19 protein-coding genes and 1 pseudogene are annotated in these 16,464 nt (G+C 40.9%); 9 read left to right on the plus strand and 11 right to left on the minus strand.

Going from position 1 to position 16,464, the window contains the following annotated elements; translation table 11 throughout:
- Positions 1–107: 107 nt before the first annotated feature.
- Both nadC and BSCG_RS25430 read right to left on the minus strand, forming a co-directional pair.
- Positions 108–956 (minus strand): carboxylating nicotinate-nucleotide diphosphorylase, encoded by an 849-nt coding sequence (nadC, locus tag BSCG_RS25435; protein WP_008774702.1) that lies wholly within the window; start codon positions 954–956, stop codon positions 108–110.
- Positions 949–1,341, minus strand: a complete 393-nt coding sequence (locus BSCG_RS25430) for a DUF4783 domain-containing protein (RefSeq protein ID WP_004311346.1) — start codon at positions 1,339–1,341, stop codon at positions 949–951. The genes nadC and BSCG_RS25430 overlap by 8 nt, the downstream gene beginning before the upstream one ends.
- A 127-nt stretch (positions 1,342–1,468) precedes the next feature.
- On the opposite strand from BSCG_RS25430, the gene rlmH reads away from it, so the two are divergent.
- The gene (gene rlmH / locus BSCG_RS25425) at positions 1,469–1,942 is read left to right on the plus strand and encodes a 23S rRNA (pseudouridine(1915)-N(3))-methyltransferase RlmH (RefSeq protein ID WP_004314516.1); all 474 of its coding nucleotides are present in this window, start codon (positions 1,469–1,471) and stop codon (positions 1,940–1,942) included.
- A 113-nt stretch (positions 1,943–2,055) separates the two neighbouring features.
- Here the strand turns inward: rlmH and BSCG_RS25420 are convergent, their stop codons facing one another.
- The 5 genes from BSCG_RS25420 to BSCG_RS25400 all read right to left on the minus strand — a co-directional run bounded on the left by BSCG_RS25420 (position 2,056) and on the right by BSCG_RS25400 (position 5,873).
- Positions 2,056–2,688 carry an HD domain-containing protein gene (locus BSCG_RS25420; protein WP_032849268.1) on the minus strand — a complete coding sequence of 211 codons (633 nt, stop codon included), beginning with the start codon at positions 2,686–2,688 and terminating at the stop codon, positions 2,056–2,058.
- Positions 2,689–2,743: 55 nt separating this feature from the next.
- Positions 2,744–3,199 (minus strand): preQ(1) synthase, encoded by a 456-nt coding sequence (gene queF / locus BSCG_RS25415; protein ID WP_008644607.1) that lies wholly within the window; start codon positions 3,197–3,199, stop codon positions 2,744–2,746.
- A 580-nt stretch (positions 3,200–3,779) separates the two neighbouring features.
- Complete coding sequence (queC, locus tag BSCG_RS25410; RefSeq protein WP_004311351.1) at positions 3,780–4,439, minus strand: 7-cyano-7-deazaguanine synthase QueC; 660 nt, start codon at positions 4,437–4,439, stop codon at positions 3,780–3,782.
- Positions 4,440–4,447: 8 nt separating this feature from the next.
- A complete protein-coding gene (locus tag BSCG_RS25405; protein ID WP_008774705.1) occupies positions 4,448–5,128 on the minus strand; it encodes a queuosine precursor transporter in 681 nt (226 codons plus the stop codon).
- A 238-nt stretch (positions 5,129–5,366) separates the two neighbouring features.
- On the minus strand, positions 5,367–5,873 hold the full coding sequence (locus BSCG_RS25400; RefSeq protein WP_004314521.1) for an RNA polymerase sigma factor: 507 nt from the start codon (positions 5,871–5,873) through the stop codon (positions 5,367–5,369).
- A gap of 163 nt (positions 5,874–6,036) precedes the next feature.
- Here BSCG_RS25400 and BSCG_RS25395 point away from each other — a divergent pair, with 163 nt between their 5' ends.
- The gene (locus BSCG_RS25395) at positions 6,037–7,326 is read left to right on the plus strand and encodes a DcaP family trimeric outer membrane transporter (RefSeq protein WP_008644596.1); all 1,290 of its coding nucleotides are present in this window, start codon (positions 6,037–6,039) and stop codon (positions 7,324–7,326) included.
- Between the two features lie 117 nt (positions 7,327–7,443).
- On the opposite strand, the gene BSCG_RS25390 is transcribed toward BSCG_RS25395, so the two are convergent.
- Positions 7,444–8,853 (minus strand): OmpP1/FadL family transporter, encoded by a 1,410-nt coding sequence (locus tag BSCG_RS25390; protein WP_008774706.1) that lies wholly within the window; start codon positions 8,851–8,853, stop codon positions 7,444–7,446.
- Positions 8,854–9,063: 210 nt separating this feature from the next.
- Here BSCG_RS25390 and BSCG_RS25385 point away from each other — a divergent pair, with 210 nt between their 5' ends.
- The 6 genes and pseudogenes from BSCG_RS25385 to BSCG_RS25365 all read left to right on the plus strand — a co-directional run bounded on the left by BSCG_RS25385 (position 9,064) and on the right by BSCG_RS25365 (position 13,873).
- Complete coding sequence (locus BSCG_RS25385) at positions 9,064–10,065, plus strand: 2-hydroxyacid dehydrogenase (RefSeq protein WP_008025799.1); 1,002 nt, start codon at positions 9,064–9,066, stop codon at positions 10,063–10,065.
- A gap of 63 nt (positions 10,066–10,128) precedes the next feature.
- Positions 10,129–10,833, plus strand: a pseudogene (locus BSCG_RS0127145) (pirin family protein).
- Between the two features lie 43 nt (positions 10,834–10,876).
- A complete protein-coding gene (gene pdxH, locus BSCG_RS25380; RefSeq protein ID WP_008025801.1) occupies positions 10,877–11,524 on the plus strand; it encodes a pyridoxamine 5'-phosphate oxidase in 648 nt (215 codons plus the stop codon).
- Positions 11,525–11,590: 66 nt separating this feature from the next.
- On the plus strand, positions 11,591–12,322 hold the full coding sequence (locus BSCG_RS25375) for an MBL fold metallo-hydrolase (protein ID WP_008774708.1): 732 nt from the start codon (positions 11,591–11,593) through the stop codon (positions 12,320–12,322).
- Positions 12,323–12,335: 13 nt separating this feature from the next.
- Entirely contained in the window at positions 12,336–13,481 is a 1,146-nt protein-coding gene (locus BSCG_RS25370) for a DUF4468 domain-containing protein (RefSeq protein WP_008774709.1), read from the plus strand.
- 14 nt (positions 13,482–13,495) lie between these two features.
- Positions 13,496–13,873: a VOC family protein gene (locus tag BSCG_RS25365; protein ID WP_004304308.1), complete on the plus strand. Its 378-nt coding sequence runs from the start codon at positions 13,496–13,498 to the stop codon at positions 13,871–13,873.
- A gap of 313 nt (positions 13,874–14,186) precedes the next feature.
- Here the strand turns inward: BSCG_RS25365 and BSCG_RS30320 are convergent, their stop codons facing one another.
- Positions 14,187–14,480, minus strand: a complete 294-nt coding sequence (locus tag BSCG_RS30320) for a hypothetical protein (protein WP_225450386.1) — start codon at positions 14,478–14,480, stop codon at positions 14,187–14,189.
- Between the two features lie 178 nt (positions 14,481–14,658).
- Positions 14,659–14,844, minus strand: a complete 186-nt coding sequence (locus BSCG_RS0127150) for a hypothetical protein (RefSeq protein WP_032849269.1) — start codon at positions 14,842–14,844, stop codon at positions 14,659–14,661.
- A 95-nt stretch (positions 14,845–14,939) separates the two neighbouring features.
- Here BSCG_RS0127150 and BSCG_RS25355 point away from each other — a divergent pair, with 95 nt between their 5' ends.
- Positions 14,940–15,671, plus strand: a complete 732-nt coding sequence (locus tag BSCG_RS25355; protein ID WP_008774712.1) for a class I SAM-dependent methyltransferase — start codon at positions 14,940–14,942, stop codon at positions 15,669–15,671.
- A 145-nt stretch (positions 15,672–15,816) separates the two neighbouring features.
- Here BSCG_RS25355 and BSCG_RS25350 read toward each other — a convergent pair whose 3' ends face one another.
- Positions 15,817–16,419 (minus strand): TlpA family protein disulfide reductase, encoded by a 603-nt coding sequence (locus BSCG_RS25350; RefSeq protein ID WP_008018304.1) that lies wholly within the window; start codon positions 16,417–16,419, stop codon positions 15,817–15,819.
- Between the last annotated feature and the right edge of the window lie 45 nt (positions 16,420–16,464).

The raw sequence follows: 16,464 nt of genomic DNA on the forward strand, positions 1-16,464 counted from the left end.
TTCACCACAGAGGACGCAGAGTACACAGAGGTTTTAAACTTACTTTATAGGAAGAATTTCCTATCATTGTTCCTCTGTGTACTCTGCGTCCTCTGTGGTGAAAAAAATCAGCACGCTTTGAAACTCATATCCAGTCCTTTCACTGAATGAGTCAAAGCCCCTACCGAGATGAAGTCTACGCCACATTCGGCATAGTCACGGAGGGTATCAAAAGTAATGCCGCCCGAAGATTCGGTTTCGTATTTGCCTGCTACCATCTCCACTGCTTTCTTAGTCATTTCGGGAGTGAAGTTATCAAACATGATACGATCCACTCCGCCGAGGTCAAGAACTTGTTGCAGTTCGTCGAAGCTGCGGACTTCTATTTCTATTTTTAGGTCTTTGCCTTTTTCCTTGCAATATTCTTTAGCGCGAGTGATAGCTTTGTCGATACCTCCGGCAAAGTCTACGTGGTTGTCTTTCAGAAGAATCATATCGAACAAACCAATACGATGGTTTACTCCACCACCGATTTTCACTGCCATTTTTTCGAGGATACGCATACCGGGAGTTGTCTTACGGGTGTCGAGCACACGGGTATTTGTTCCTTCCAATACCTTTGCGTATTTGCGGGTCATGGTTGCGATGCCGCTCATACGCTGCATCACGTTCAACATCAGGCGTTCGGTCTGAAGCAAAGATTGCACTTTTCCTTCCACTACCATTGCTACGTCGCCCGGTTTCACTTCTGTTCCATCGTTGATAAACACTTCCACTTTCATAGTGGAGTCGAAGCAGTTGAAAATTTCTTTGGCAACTTCGATACCTGCCAGCACACCGGCTTCTTTGATAAGCAATTTTGATTTTCCCATTGCCGTAGCGGGAATACATGAAAGGGTGGTATGATCGCCATCACCTATATCTTCTGCAAAAGCAAGATCGATCAACTTGTCGATCAGTTCTTTTTCCTTATTCATTGATCTTGTCAATTCTTATTTGATGTATTAAATATTGATTCTGCACTTTCTTCAGGAAGCAGTTCACACGAAAGTTCCCATTAGTAGTAGCCAACGTGCCGATAACGAAACTTGATTCGTCCCGTTTTCCCTGATGGTTCACATTAAATCCGCTGACTTTATTCTCCGTAAAGAATTCCTGCATCGCAGCTGTTGCTTTCTGTTTGTCAACGTTTGTCGAGCGACCTTGGAGCACCAGGTTTACCTTGTCCCCCATATACTTACTTAGCTCTTGCGAGCTTCCTCTTTTAAATGCCGTAATCACTCCTGCCGGTATCTCTTGCGCCATTAGCAACGAGAGGGAAAGAAGCAATGCGGTCATTCCTACGAGCACTCGTTTTTTCATAATTACAAGCTTTTAAGTTGAAGTTTAAAGGCTTAAACTTTCAACTAATGATAGGCAAAGGTAAGCATTAATTGCAGAATAACATAAAAAATGCCTATTTTTGTGCAATAATCAGAATTGTAGACGTATGAAAACAACCCTGCTCGTCGTAGGACGAACCGTAGAACAACACTATATCACTGCCATCAACGACTATATCCAGCGTACCAAACGCTATATCACTTTTGATATGGAAGTAATTCCCGAACTGAAAAACACCAAGAGTCTTTCAATGGAAGTACAGAAAGAAAAGGAAGGAGAACTGATACTGAAAGCTCTTCAACCGGGTGACGTCGTGGTGCTGCTCGATGAACACGGAAAAGAAATGCGCTCTCTTGAGTTTGCCGAATATATGAAACGGAAAATGAATACGGTGAATAAACGGCTCGTTTTTATTATCGGAGGCCCTTATGGCTTTTCAGAAAAAGTGTATCAGGCAGCACACGAAAAGATTTCAATGTCGAAGATGACTTTTTCTCATCAAATGATTCGGTTAATATTCGTGGAGCAGATTTATCGGGCAATGACGATATTGAATGGAGGGCCGTATCATCATGAATAAAGTATTCCAATATAGTGTTAAAAGGAGTAGCCTATTTTGGCTACTCTGAAATAAATAGTTTCTTTGTAAACTACAACCCGATAAATATAAAAGTAAAAAAATATCAGGATAGTCTATCCTAATTCATCTGAATACAACTTATCAAATACCTTAATCAGTTCGTCCTCATTAGCAATCAAATTTCGAAGTTCCGCCAACCGACCTGCATTATCCGATTGGGGTATCCATAGTTTCAGATACCCTCCTTCTGCATATTTATCAGTAAGATGTCTCCGAAAGCGGGCATATTGCCCCTCTTTATCCATTTCCGGATAATGGGATAATCCATATTGAACGGTACGACGCAAAGTTATTTCGGGATCTATAATTCGGTCAGCCTCGGCAACAATCATTCCATAGATTGTTCTAGGAGCCTGTTTGTTGGAAGCCCGATGATCTTCTATCGCTTCTTTCATTTGTAACAGTTGTTCTTCGGTAAACCAACGACGTAAAGTTTCATCAGCTAACAAAACTTTACCGGAGGCTATATGATGAAATTCACGTCCTTCATACAACCCCAAGTCATGATAAGCAGCAATGATGTAAACCATCGAATAATCGACTTCATAATGCATCGCTAATTTCAGACTTTCCTCAATCACCTTTTCTACATGATCGATTTGATGCGCTTTATCAAAGTTGGCATATTGAGAGATAATATTTTGGCAAACATAGCTTTGCAAATCAGCGGGCACATGATGAGTCATATTCAATATTTTTAGCTAATGAGTTTTTATATCTTTACTATTATTCCCGATTCATTTACTCCCGATTCATCAAACGATGTTCCGCCATCTGCTCGAATTTTGTTCCCGGACGACCGTAATTGGCGTATGGATAGATAGAAATACCGCCACGAGGAGTAAAGATACCTGTTACTTCAATATATTTGGGATTCATAAGTTTTATAAGATCCTTCATTATGATATTTACGCAGTCCTCATGAAAAGCACCATGACTGCGGAAACTGAAAAGATAGAGTTTCAAACTTTTGCTTTCTACCATTTTTATATCAGGAATGTAGCTGATACGTATTTCAGCAAAATCCGGTTGCCCTGTGATAGGACACAGACTTGTAAATTCCGGGCAGTTAAAACGTACCCAATAGTCATTTTCAGGATGCTTATTATCAAAAGCTTCCAATACTTCAGGAGCATAATCTTGCTTATACTCGGTCTTTCTTCCTAATAAAGAAAGTTGGTCTTTTAATTCTGTCATTGTACTCGTTAACTACAACCCCTATCTTAGATAAAAAAACACATTTCCTCTTTCACCTATCACCGACCAATCTTAAACACTCTATTCATCGATGTTTCAGTGGTGAAAGATTCGTTTTACAACCTATTACCGCATCTATCACCTATCACCATCAACTCTTAACCCACGGTTGCTTTATCCGCAGCTTACTTGTTACAGTTTGTTTCATTACCTGAAACAAAGAGTTTCCCGTAGAGAAACAAAGTGTTTCACACCGAGGAACCAAGTGTTTCACGCCTTGGAACTAATAGTTTCAAGTAACAGAAACTTTAGTTTCCCACCGTTGAAACTCTAGTTTCCTACCGTTGGAACTTTAGTTTCAAGCTGCTGAAACTAAACTAAGCCAATACATTCTAGGCAGAAGCTACTATCTTCTATTAATTGAAACTTACCGGTGACAATAGATGTGACGGCAAAATATCAAGTTTTGTTGCTGTCACCACTTGCTGTCACAAACTATTTATTTTATAATCAACTGTTTAACAACAACAATGTGACAGATGACAGCAAGAAAATGCATTTTAATCTCTATGTAGAGATATTATTGATTCTTACTTTTTAAATACTTCTCCAATCCTTCCCGGCGTAACGTACAAGCCGGGCAATGTCCGCAGCCATCTCCTTGAACACCATTATAGCATGTCAAAGTCTCGGTGCGAATCAGTCCCAGTACTCCCAATTCGTCGGCCAACGCCCATGTCTCTGCTTTATCAATCCACATCAAAGGAGTATGAATTACAAACTGTTCATCCATAGCCAAATTGAGAGTCACATTGAGAGACTTGATAAACGCATCCCTACAATCGGGATAGCCGCTGAAATCCGTTTGGGAAACTCCCGTTACCAAATGATTAATACCACGTTCACGGGCATACACAGCCGCAATACTCAAAAAGAACAGGTTACGTCCCGGAACAAATGTATTGGGAACACTATCTGCCGGCTTTTCCTGATCCATCACCATGGTAGTATCGGTCAATGAATTATGGCCTAACTGTCCGATGAAAGAAACATCCATCACATCAAATTCCACTTCCGCTTTCCGGGCTATCTCCCGCGCAAGTTCCACTTCTTTCTGATGCTTCTGACCATACAGAAAACTCAAGGCATATACTTTCTTAAAATTGCGTTTTGCCCAAAACAAGCAAGTGGTAGAATCCTGCCCACCACTAAACACAACCAATGCTGCTTCTCTATTCATATTCTATATTAAATATCTTTGATTTTCAACACATTATAAGAGATATCCGTGTCGTAAACATCACTACCATCTATTTTCTTGATTGCTTTCACCACACGGATCGTTACCGGGAGGATCATCACCTCATACAAGGATTTCAGTACAATCTGAATCCCCATCATGATAAGCAATTCTTTCCAAGCAATGACACCTCCAAAAGCTACCGGGAAGAAAATCAATGAATCGGCAGTTTCACCCACCACAGTCGACCAAATGGCACGGGCTGAAAAGTTACGTCCCTGACTGGCTACTTTCATTTTACTCATCACATATGCATTAAGAAACGAGCCTACCAAAAAGGCCATCAGACTGGCAGCCACAATACGAGGAGCCATACCGAACACAAAATCAAAGTGCTCTTCACCTTCCCAAAAAGGAGCAGCAGGAATGGCAACAGCTATCAACCCAAGAGCGACCACAAAGAAGTTCATAGCAAAACCACTCCAAATGATAAGGCGCGCTTTCTTGAATCCCCAAACCTCGGCGATACAGTCATTTATAATATAAGAAATAGGAAAAACCAATAATCCGGCTGTCACGGTCAAACTACCGATCTGGATTACTTTCGTTTCAAGAAGATTGGCTGCAATAAGGCAAACGTTAAAAAGGATACCCAGCAGCATAAAGGGTACAGATACTTTTTCTTTCATAATTCCTGTTTTTTACGTGGTGTTCTAGAATACACGACCGCTATTCACGGCATCATACATTTTTTATTCTTTCAGGGTGCAAAGGTAGAAAATAAAACTGGAATTGTCACATTCATCTCATCAGAATCTATGTTCCCTCAAAATAAAAGATAAGAAAAGCCTTCCCATCAGCGTCGTATTCTGACAGGAAGGCTCATCACTTTGACCTTAAAACACATCACTCAATTAAAAAGGCGCATCAGGAAGAGAAATCTTTCAATTCCTCTTTCAACCGTTTACGGATGAAAAACAGACGGCTCTTCACCGTTCCCATCGGCAATCCTAATTTCTCGGCAATTTCTCTATATTTAAATCCAGCTACAAACATCTGAAAAGGCACTTTCATCTCTTCCGGTATGGAATGTATCACCCTATACAACTGTTTCATATCGTATGTAAATTCGAATCTGTCAGCATCCTCATCTTCTATCAGATGTTGTTGATTGATGGAGTAACTATCATCAATCAAGTTCATTTCGCGAACTGTACGACGATAGTTATTCACGAAAATATTACGCATAAGCGTATACATCCATCCTTTCAGATTTTTGCTATACGTAAACTTCTCCTGATTATCCAATGCCTGCAACAAACAATCCTGAACCAAATCATTGGCAGATTCGCGATCTGCCGTCAATTTATATGCGAAGCGATGCAAATCCGGTTGTATCGCTAATATTCCTTTCGTAAAATCTACTTTTTCCATCGTCGTATTTCTTTTATCTAATTAGTACGGTACAAAGATCCGCTTTTTTAGAATCATTATAAATAGCAATTCTTCCGATTAGTTTGGCAATTTTTCCTTTGCCCCTCTCAACCATTTCTTTTTTTAGTTGTTGATTGGGCATTCACCTAAAACTTAACTCATAATGAAAACAAGCTTTAAAATGGTAGCTATGCTACTGGGGATAGGAATTTTCCCCCTCTGTGCCCATGCGCAAAAGAAGGTAATCATCGAAGATGAAGAGCCCAACTCGATCATGTTTGTCTCAAAGAACAAAGCAGGAGATGAAATCATCCGAATCATGAACGACCGTTCACAGATGCGTTTTCACGACCCCAATGCTCCCCGTTTCCTGCTCACTGACCAGAAAGGGAAATTCGCCCTCGGTATCGGAGGATACGTTCGTGCAACGGCAGAGTATGATTTTAACGGTATCGTTAATGATGTAGATTTCTATCCGGCATTGATACCACAACGCGGAAGCGGCAATTTTGCAAAGAACCAATTCCAGATGGACATCACCACTTCCACCCTGTTCCTCAAATTGGTAGGACGTACCAAACATTTGGGAGACTTCGTAGTTTACACTGCCGGAAACTTCCGTGGCGATGGAAAGACCTTTGAATTACAAAACGCTTACGCACAATTCCTCGGTTTCACTATCGGGTACAGCTATGGTTCGTTCATGGACCTCTCCGCACTGCCTCCAACTATCGACTTTGCAGGTCCTAACGGATCAGCCTTTTACCGCACTACGCAATTAAGCTATATGTGTGATAAGTTGAAAAACTGGAAGTTTGGTGTTTCGATGGAAATGCCTTCAGTAGACGGAACAACCAACAATGATTTGTCTATCAACACCCAACGGATGCCTGACTTTGCCACTTCCGTACAGTACAACTGGAACAGCAACAGCCATATTAAATTAGGAGCCATTATCCGCAGCATGACTTATTCGAGCAATGTGCATGAGAAAGCCTATTCTGCTACCGGCTTCGGTCTGCAAGCCTCTACAACCTTCAATATTACCAAGAAATTGCAGGCATACGGACAATTTAATTATGGAAAAGGTATCGGTTCCTACCTGAATGATTTAAGCAACCTGAACGTAGATATCGTCCCCGATCCCGACAAGGAAGGAAAAATGCAAGTTCTTCCGATGCTGGGATGGTATGCAGGATTGCAATACAATCTTTGCCCGAGCATCTTTATATCCGGAACATACAGTCTGTCCAGACTTTATTCTGAAAATGGATACCCTAGTGAGAATCCCGAATCCTATCGTAAAGGACAATATCTGGTAGCCAATGCTTTCTGGAATGTAAGCAGCAATCTGCAAGTCGGCGTTGAATATTTGAGAGGATGGCGCACTGATTTCAGTTCCGCAACCCGCCATGCCAACCGGTTGAATATGCTGGTGCAGTATTCTTTCTAAATCAGCATATACATAAAAGATTATTTCATTGTATAAAATTGAAGAGGGAGACAGCCATTGAAACGCTATCTCCCTCTCATCATTATTAACTTCGTATTTTATTGAGTTCTAATTTATTTAGAATCTGTAGTCAATGCTAAGACCAAATACTTTGTTGGTACGGCTATATACATTGGTACCAGGCAATCCTGTACCACTATAATTCTTTGAAGTTTTAGTATAATCTTCATAGGTAGTCCACATATAACCAACATTCAAAGCTGCTCTTTCACTCAACTTCACTTTCGCTCCAACACCCAATGTATAAGAGTCACAAGAGAAACTCGTATCACTTTGGAAATCGTCAGATAATCCGTAGTCTGTAATCTGTCCGCCACAGCTCAATGTCAGTTGCTTGGTTACATCCCATTCAATACCCATTAAATATTCATTTGCTCCCTTTGTCAGATATTTCTGTTTGTCACCAGCCATTCCCGCTTTCTTATCATCATAGAAGTGATACTCTACAGACGCACGCAACACTGGAAGGAATTCATAAGCCACTGCTACCGAAAGCATAGAAGGAATATCATTCGGAGTATTCACACCGTCTTTATAGCTACCAACCAAACTCTCTGCCGAATCTGGATATTTCAAATTATTAGTTTTGTTTTCAATATTCAAGTTCGTCTTGAATTCATATTTCGCACCAATATTGAATTTACCAAACTTGGCATCCACACCGAGAACAGGAGTCAATCCCCAACCCGTCTGATCACAATCCAATTCCAGATTCATCAATTCGCCACCACCATAAGCTTCTTTCAGATGAGCATTTAGAAAACCTTTATAACCACCTGTAAAATAGTTCATACGTCCACCGGCGAATGCAGAAAGCCAATCGTTAATTTTATAAGTTAGTCCTAACTGTAAAGAATAGATGTATTGCTTACCATCCATTGCACTATTGATGTCATACATATTGGGAGTCACAAGAGGACTTTGTACACCAGGAGTAAGGTGTCCCGGAATACTACCCTGAAAAATCCCCGCCATAGCAGCCGCGTCGAACATAGGCAGACCGTCATCAAACGAAGCCTTTCCACCTCCGCCAGTTATAGCGAAGAAACCGGAAATCGTCCAATCTCCTTTCTTATAGGCTGCGAACACGCTAGGAATGACCGGTGCAGCAGCTTTTCCCTTATAATATTTATTAAATGGATTATCAGATTTTGTTGGTACCGGTTTCCCATCAACCATAACCGGGCTCCCATTATTCATAGCAATTCCATTATAAGTATAGAAGCTAGCATCAATATTTCTCGTCTGAAAGGCACTCTGAACACTCAATCCCATATGGAAACCATCATTCGGCAAAAAAGCCAAACCGGCAGGATTGGACAAAGCCCCGTCTATTTCAAAGGTAGCACCACGAGATAGCATACGAAGAAAAGCAGCGTGTTGATTAGTATTTGTCAGAAGACCTCCGGCAAAAGTTGGAATTGAAACGATTAGCATTACAAATCCAATCAAGGAAATTTTTCTCATCTAAATCTTTTTTTAATTATTTCGGGCGCAAAGATACGATATTATTGCACACGAGAGATACGTTTGTGCATTTATTTTCGTTTAGCCTCCTATTTTAATTGAAAAAGTAAACTGTTTCTAATGAAACAATTCTCATTTATAACCCAAAAAAGGATAAACAATTCACCCTATTTTAGCGTTTACTAGTAAGCAATAAAAACTGAAAATATTATGGCCTATACAATTGCATTTTTCGGCACAAAGCCTTATGACGAGTCCTCTTTCAATGACAAAAACAAAGAGTTTGGATTTGAAATACGCTATTACAAAGGACACCTGAATAAAAACAACGTACTACTGACACAAGGAGTGGATGCAGTCTGTATCTTTGTGAACGACGTTGCCGACGCAGAAGTAATCCGTGTGATGGCGGCAAACGGAGTGAAACTACTGGCATTACGCTGTGCCGGATTTAATAATGTAGATTTAAATGCTGCCGCCGCTGCCGGAATCACCGTAGTGCGGGTTCCCGCTTATTCTCCCTATGCTGTTGCAGAATACACGGTAGCACTTATGCTATCGCTAAACCGCAAAATACCCCGCGCCTCCTGGCGTACCAAAGACGGTAATTTCTCCCTGCATGGTCTGATGGGATTCGATATGCACGGGAAAACAGCAGGTATCATCGGCACAGGAAAAATAGCGAAAATACTGATTCACATCTTAAAAGGGTTCGGAATGAACGTACTGGCTTATGACCTCTATCCGGACTACAACTTCGCCCGTCAAGAACAAATAGTTTATACTTCACTGGACGAACTATACCACAATTCGGATATTATCTCCTTACACTGTCCGCTCACTGAAGAGACCAAATACCTGATAAACGACTACTCTATCAGTAAAATGAAAGACGGAGTAATGATTATCAATACCGGTCGCGGGCAACTGATTCATACCAATGCACTGATTGAAGGACTGAAGAACAAAAAAATAGGTTCCGCAGGACTGGACGTATACGAGGAAGAAAGCGAATACTTTTATGAAGATCAATCCGACCGCATCATCGACGATGATGTACTCGCCCGTTTGCTCTCGTTCAACAATGTAATCGTCACTTCTCATCAAGCTTTTTTCACACATGAAGCAATGGAGAATATTGCCGCAACCACCCTGCAAAACATAAAAGATTTTATCAATCACAAGCCTTTATTAAATGAAGTGAAGAAATAAAACTTTTAAGCCGCTTTCTTTGTTTACCAAACATATAAACAAATAAGAGAAAGGACAGTTTTTATGAAAAAAGTAATACATAAAGCAGATACAAGAGGACATTCCCAGTACGATTGGCTGGATAGTTATCACACTTTCAGTTTTGACGAGTACTTCGACTCCGACCGTATCAATTTTGGTGCTCTTCGCGTATTGAATGATGATAAGGTTGCGCCCGGACAAGGTTTTCAGACTCACCCGCATAAGAATATGGAAATCATTTCCATTCCTCTGAAAGGACATCTGCAACATGGAGACAGCAAGAAGAACAGCCGCATTATTACTGTCGGAGAAATTCAGACAATGAGTGCGGGAACAGGAATCTTCCATAGTGAAGTAAATGCAAGTCCGGTAGAACCGGTGGAATTCCTGCAGATTTGGATTATGCCGAGAGAGCGGAACACACGTCCCGTTTATCAGGATTTCAGCATTGCAGAACTGGAGCGTCCGAACGAACTGGCAGTCATCGTATCTCCCGACGGTAGCACACCTGCTTCCCTTTTGCAAGATACCTAGTTCTCCATCGGCAAAGTAGAAGCCGGAAAGAAATTAGGTTATCACATGCATCAAAGTCATGCAGGCGTCTATATCTTCCTCATTGAAGGAGAAATAGTAGTAGACGGTGAAGTTCTGAAACGTCGTGACGGCATGGGTGTTTACGATACGAACAGCGTTGAACTGGAGACATTGAAAGACTCACATATTCTATTAATAGAAGTACCTATGTGATATCATCATTAAAAATAATAAACTAAAGCTGCCAGATAATCTTATGGCGAAATTAAACATAGCAGATATCCGACAGGAATATACGAAAGGCGGGTTGCGGGAAAGTGAACTTCCCGGCGACCCGCTTTCGCTTTTCAGTCGTTGGCTGCAAGAAGCGATTGACGCAGAGGTGGACGAACCGACTGCGGTCATTGTAGGAACTGTATCCCCCGAAGGGAGACCGTCCACACGTACAGTATTGTTAAAAGGACTCCATGATGGAAAATTTATCTTTTATACCAATTACGAAAGCCGCAAAGGCAAACAATTGGCACAAAATCCATCTATCTCCCTCTCTTTTGTCTGGCACGCCCTTGAAAGACAAATACATATAGAAGGAATAGCGACGAAAGTTTCACCGGAAGAATCGGATGAATACTTCCGGAAACGTCCTTATAAAAGCCGGATTGGCGCACGAATTTCTCCGCAAAGTCAACCGATAGCAAGCAGAATGCAATTGATACGATCCTTCGTCAGAGAAGCCGCCCGATGGATTGGAAAAGAAGTGGAAAGACCTGATAATTGGGGCGGATATGCCGTCACACCTACAAGGATTGAATTCTGGCAAGGACGCCCCAACCGACTACACGACCGCTTTCTATACACCCTACAACCGGACGGAGAATGGAAAATCAGTCGTCTTGCTCCTTGATTTCGTCGATTTTTCTTGGCAACTCCAACGAGAATACGTAATATTGCAACTATAAAATAGTCAGCTATGACACTGGATTATATTTATCACAGCGGTTTCGCCATCGAAATGGAAGGTGTAACCATTATCATCGATTACTACAAAGATTCTTCCGAAACGGAACACAACCGGGGAATCGTGCATGATTATCTCCTGCAAAGGCCGGGTAAACTATACGTATTGGCCACTCATTTCCATCCCGATCACTTTAACCGTGAAATATTGACTTGGAAAAAGCAACGCCCCGACATTCAATATATCTTCTCCAAAGATATTCTGAAGTCCCATCGTGCCAAAGCCGAAGATGCTTTCTATATTAAAAAAGGAGAAACATACGAAGACAACACGATCCGCATCGACGCCTTCGGATCAACAGATGTCGGCAGTTCGTTCCTTCTTCACTTACAAGATTGGAGTATCTTCCATGCCGGCGACTTGAACAACTGGCACTGGAGTGAAGAATCGACCGAAGAAGAGATACGAAAAGCCAATGGTGATTTCCTTGCAGAAGTTAAATATTTAAAAGAAAAAGTGCCTAACATCGATCTAGTGCTATTCCCGGTGGATCGGAGAATGGGAAAAGATTACATGAAAGGGGCAAAACAGTTCATCGAACAAATAAAAACTACTATATTTGTGCCCATGCACTTCAGTGAAGATTATGAAGGAGGAAATGCGCTTCGTAGTTTTGCAGAAAATGCAGGATGCCGTTTTATCAGCATCACCCGTCGGGGCGAAAGTTTTGAGATTACCAAATAAACACATTATAATTATGAATAAATTTACGATTCTGTTTCTTACTATGTTTCTCGCATTGCCGATGGCAATGAAGGCAGATTCTGCAAAAGAGAAGAAAGATGACACCAGGTACCTTGTAGGAGCTGTTCCTGAAGTAGAAGGTAAAGTAGTATTTTCCAAAGAGTTCCAGATTCCGGGAATGAGTCAGGCACAAATCTACGACACAATGACAAAGTGGATGGATGAACGTCTGAAAGAGAATAAAAACATCGATAGCCGCATTGTTTTCTCCGACGAAGCAAAAGGAACAATTGCCGGTATTGGAGAAGAATGGATTGTTTTCAGCTCCAGTGCCCTGTCATTAGACCGTACATTAGTTAACTATCAGATTACCGTTACCTGCAAACCCGGAAACTGCCTGGTAGAGCTTGAAAAAATCCGTTTTACTTATCGTGAAACAGAAAAATATAAAGCTGAAGAATGGATTACTGATAAATATGCGCTCAATAAAGCTAAGACTAAATTAGTACGTGGCTTGGCTAAATGGCGTAGAAAAACTGTAGACTTCGCCGATGATATATTTATGGATGTAGCAGTAGCTTTCGGAGCACCTGACACCCGTCCGAAAACAGAGAAAAAGAAGAAAGAAGAAGAGCAAAAAACTCCATCAATCGTTGCAGCCGCAGGTCCGATTGTCATTGGTGGCGCAGATAAAAAGACGGACATAAAAGTGACAACTGGCGAACCAGCTCAAACCACTGTTCCTGCTGCAACTCTCACTCCTGCTACTCCTGCAGGCAAGGCTTCCGCTGATATGCCGGGTTATATAGAAATTGATTTGAAACAAATCCCGGGTGAAGTATATGCTTTGATGGGAAGCGGAAAATTAGTAATCAGCATCGGAAAAGATGAGTTCAACATGACCAATATGACTGCAAATGCTGGTGGCGCACTTGGTTATCAATCAGGAAAAGCAGTTGCCTATTGCACGCTTTCACCCGATCAAGCTTACGATGCAATAGAAAAGGCAGATAGCTATACATTAAAATTGTACGCTCCGAACCAAACAACACCTTCGGCTGTTATCGAATGTAAGAAAATGTCTTCACAGACAACTCCGCAAGCCGGACAACCGCGCACGTATGTTGGAGAAATCGTGAAGCTCTTAATGAAAAAATAAGGAGAATCGCAACAATGGAAATAAAAAGCAAATTTGACCATTTTAATATCAACGTCACTAATCTGGAGCGGAGTATAGCTTTTTATGAAAAAGCACTCGGCTTAAAAGAACATCATCGGAAGGAAGCATCCGACGGCTCGTTCACGTTAGTCTACCTGACTGATAACGAAACAGGTTTCTTGCTGGAATTGACGTGGTTGAAAGATCATACTGCTCCATACGAACTGGGGGAAAACGAAAGCCATCTCTGCTTTCGTGTAGCCGGCGATTACGATGCAATCAGAGCTTATCACAAAGAAATGAATTGTGTATGTTTTGAGAACACGGCCATGGGGCTTTATTTCATCAATGACCCGGACGATTACTGGATTGAGATTCTTCCGCAGAAGTAAGAGAGGTCGTCCCAAAAGTCCTTAAAAAGAAAAATCACCCTTACTACAATTTGAAGTGGCCCTAAAAAGCTAAACAGATTAAAAAGGGACATTCAATAAATAAAAAAGATAAGGCAACTAATTCACTGCGAATTAGTTGCCTTTTTGTATTTCTAGGCAGAGATATTCAACAAATGTCTCTAAAAATTAACAAGATTGATAAAGAGTCCGGTTTTGCATCGGGCTCTTCCCTTTTTAACCTTGATTTGACTCTACTATCATTGTACTACTCTATAATATTCCTCTAAGGCTTTTCGGACAGCCTATGCTGTTTCTAAAAAACAAAGCATAATCCTAAAATTGCCGCCAGTATAAAAAAACAACCAGGAACAAATTGGTTAACAAGCAGCCTCATTAGTTGCATTCTGGGCAACACAAACATATCATTCGCCTTACCTTTATCATACAATATGGTAACCTTATCATCTATATGATACTGTTTCGGATAAAGATAAATGTTATTTTCCTCTCCACTCTTTAGATTAGAAGGAAGAAATTGGCAACACTTTTCGTCTTCTCCCTCCAATTTATATTTTATTTTTGGTATACATACATCAGTAATATTCATACCATCAGACTTTACCTGTGTCTCTATATCCACTACCTTTCCATGTGTTTTCCTGTCATACGATTTTATTATCCTGCAATGAAGCATCCACAAGAGTCCCATTTTCAGAATTAGAAAAGCACCCCGCAACATAAGTATAACAGATACTACACAAATTATTATATTTATAACCATACTTTTATTTCTTATGACGGATAGCTCTCTTCTTCCGGATATCTGCTTTCATCTTCGCTGCACCCGAACCATGCTGTCCACGAATATACGTCGCTTTTTTCGCTTTCGTCTTCACTTTTTCCTCTTCTTTGGGCTTATCTTTCTTACCTTTAAAAACGATTCCACCCATGATTGCTTCTTCTATACTCATATAATCATTTATTAGTATTCAACATTTCCGACGGCAAAGATAACCCTTTTCTGCGGATTTATTTATCTTTGCAGAGTTAACAATCGTAACCACCAATGGCAACAACAACTCTTTCTGCAGAAAAGGACCCAATGGGAGCCGCTATTTCTGATTATTTCAACCATCACAGAGCTGATCGTTTGCGGGTATTTTCTTCCCAATTCGAAGAAGATGAAATTCCTGTCAAAGAATTGTTCCGTAGTATACAGTCTATGCCTATATTAGAGCGTACCGCCCTACAAATGGCTACAGGACGAATATTGGATGTAGGTGCCGGAAGCGGATGCCATGCACTGGCACTTCAGGAAATGGGAAAAGAAGTGTGTGCCATTGATATTTCTCCGTTATCCGTCGAAGTGATGCAACAACGCGGAGTGAACGATCCGCGCCTCATCAACCTTTTTGACGAAACATTTACCGAAACATTCGATACGATCCTGATGCTTATGAATGGTTCCGGAATTATCGGCAGACTGAATAATATGCCCAGATTCTTCCAACGAATGAAACGTATTCTCCGTCCCGGCGGATGCATACTCATGGATTCCAGCGATTTGCGCTATCTTTTTGAAGAAGAAGACGGCAGCATAGTCATCGATCTGGCCGGAGATTATTACGGAGAGATCGACTTCCAAATGCAATATAAAAATGTAAAAGGAGACACATTCGACTGGTTATATGTAGATTTCCAGACTCTTAGCTTATACGCTTCCGAATGTGGTTTTAAGGCAGAACTGGTGAAAGAAGGAAAACATTACGATTACCTAGTCAAACTTAGTATTGCTTGAAAAGCTCATTATTATATAGTGACGGTATGCGTTCCGGATAGCGTCACTATATAACCCAAATAGTGACGCCATCACATCAGGATAGCGTCACTATTTTTATATGCTCATAAATGCTCCGTCAGAAATGCCTAATGAAGGCTTTCTTTCATTTCAGCATCTCATTAATCTTCTGTACAAGAGAAGCAAACTCTTCTTCATTATATAAACGAGTCAGTTTTACAATTCTTCCTTCCTTATCAACTAACACATTTCTTGTTATTCCGGATTCACGCAATGCATATTTCGCAAAAATATCAGCTCCCGGATCCAGTCCTAACGGATAAGTCACTCCGGTAGATTTAGCAAAAGCCAATACTTTATCAAGTGGTTCGTCACGGTCAATGCCAATTAAAGCAAAGTCTGCATTATTTTTATGCTTTAACCAAATATCCTTCTCAATAAACGGCATTTCTTTACGACAAACTCCGCACCAACTTGCAGTAAACTGCAACATGACAACCTTACCACGAAGGGAAGATAGACTCACTTGTTTACCATCTGTCAGGGTAATCGTAAAGTCCGGAGCCATCTCTCCTACCCGAACAATATATCCTGTACTATCTGCCTGAACAGATATAGCATCTGCAGCTACTTCTACACTATCTGTTGCAACTTCTACATTTGCCGTCCCCTTTTTCTGTCCGGAACAAGCCCATATACCTATGGCTAGAATCGCCATACCACATACATTCATAATTTTCATTTTCATCTAATCATTGGTAACTTTGCAAATATAAAAAAAGTATGCGATGTA

It is taken from the genome of Bacteroides sp. 2_2_4 (assembly GCF_000157055.1).
In the GTDB taxonomy this organism is placed as follows: Bacteria; Bacteroidota; Bacteroidia; order Bacteroidales; family Bacteroidaceae; genus Bacteroides; species Bacteroides ovatus.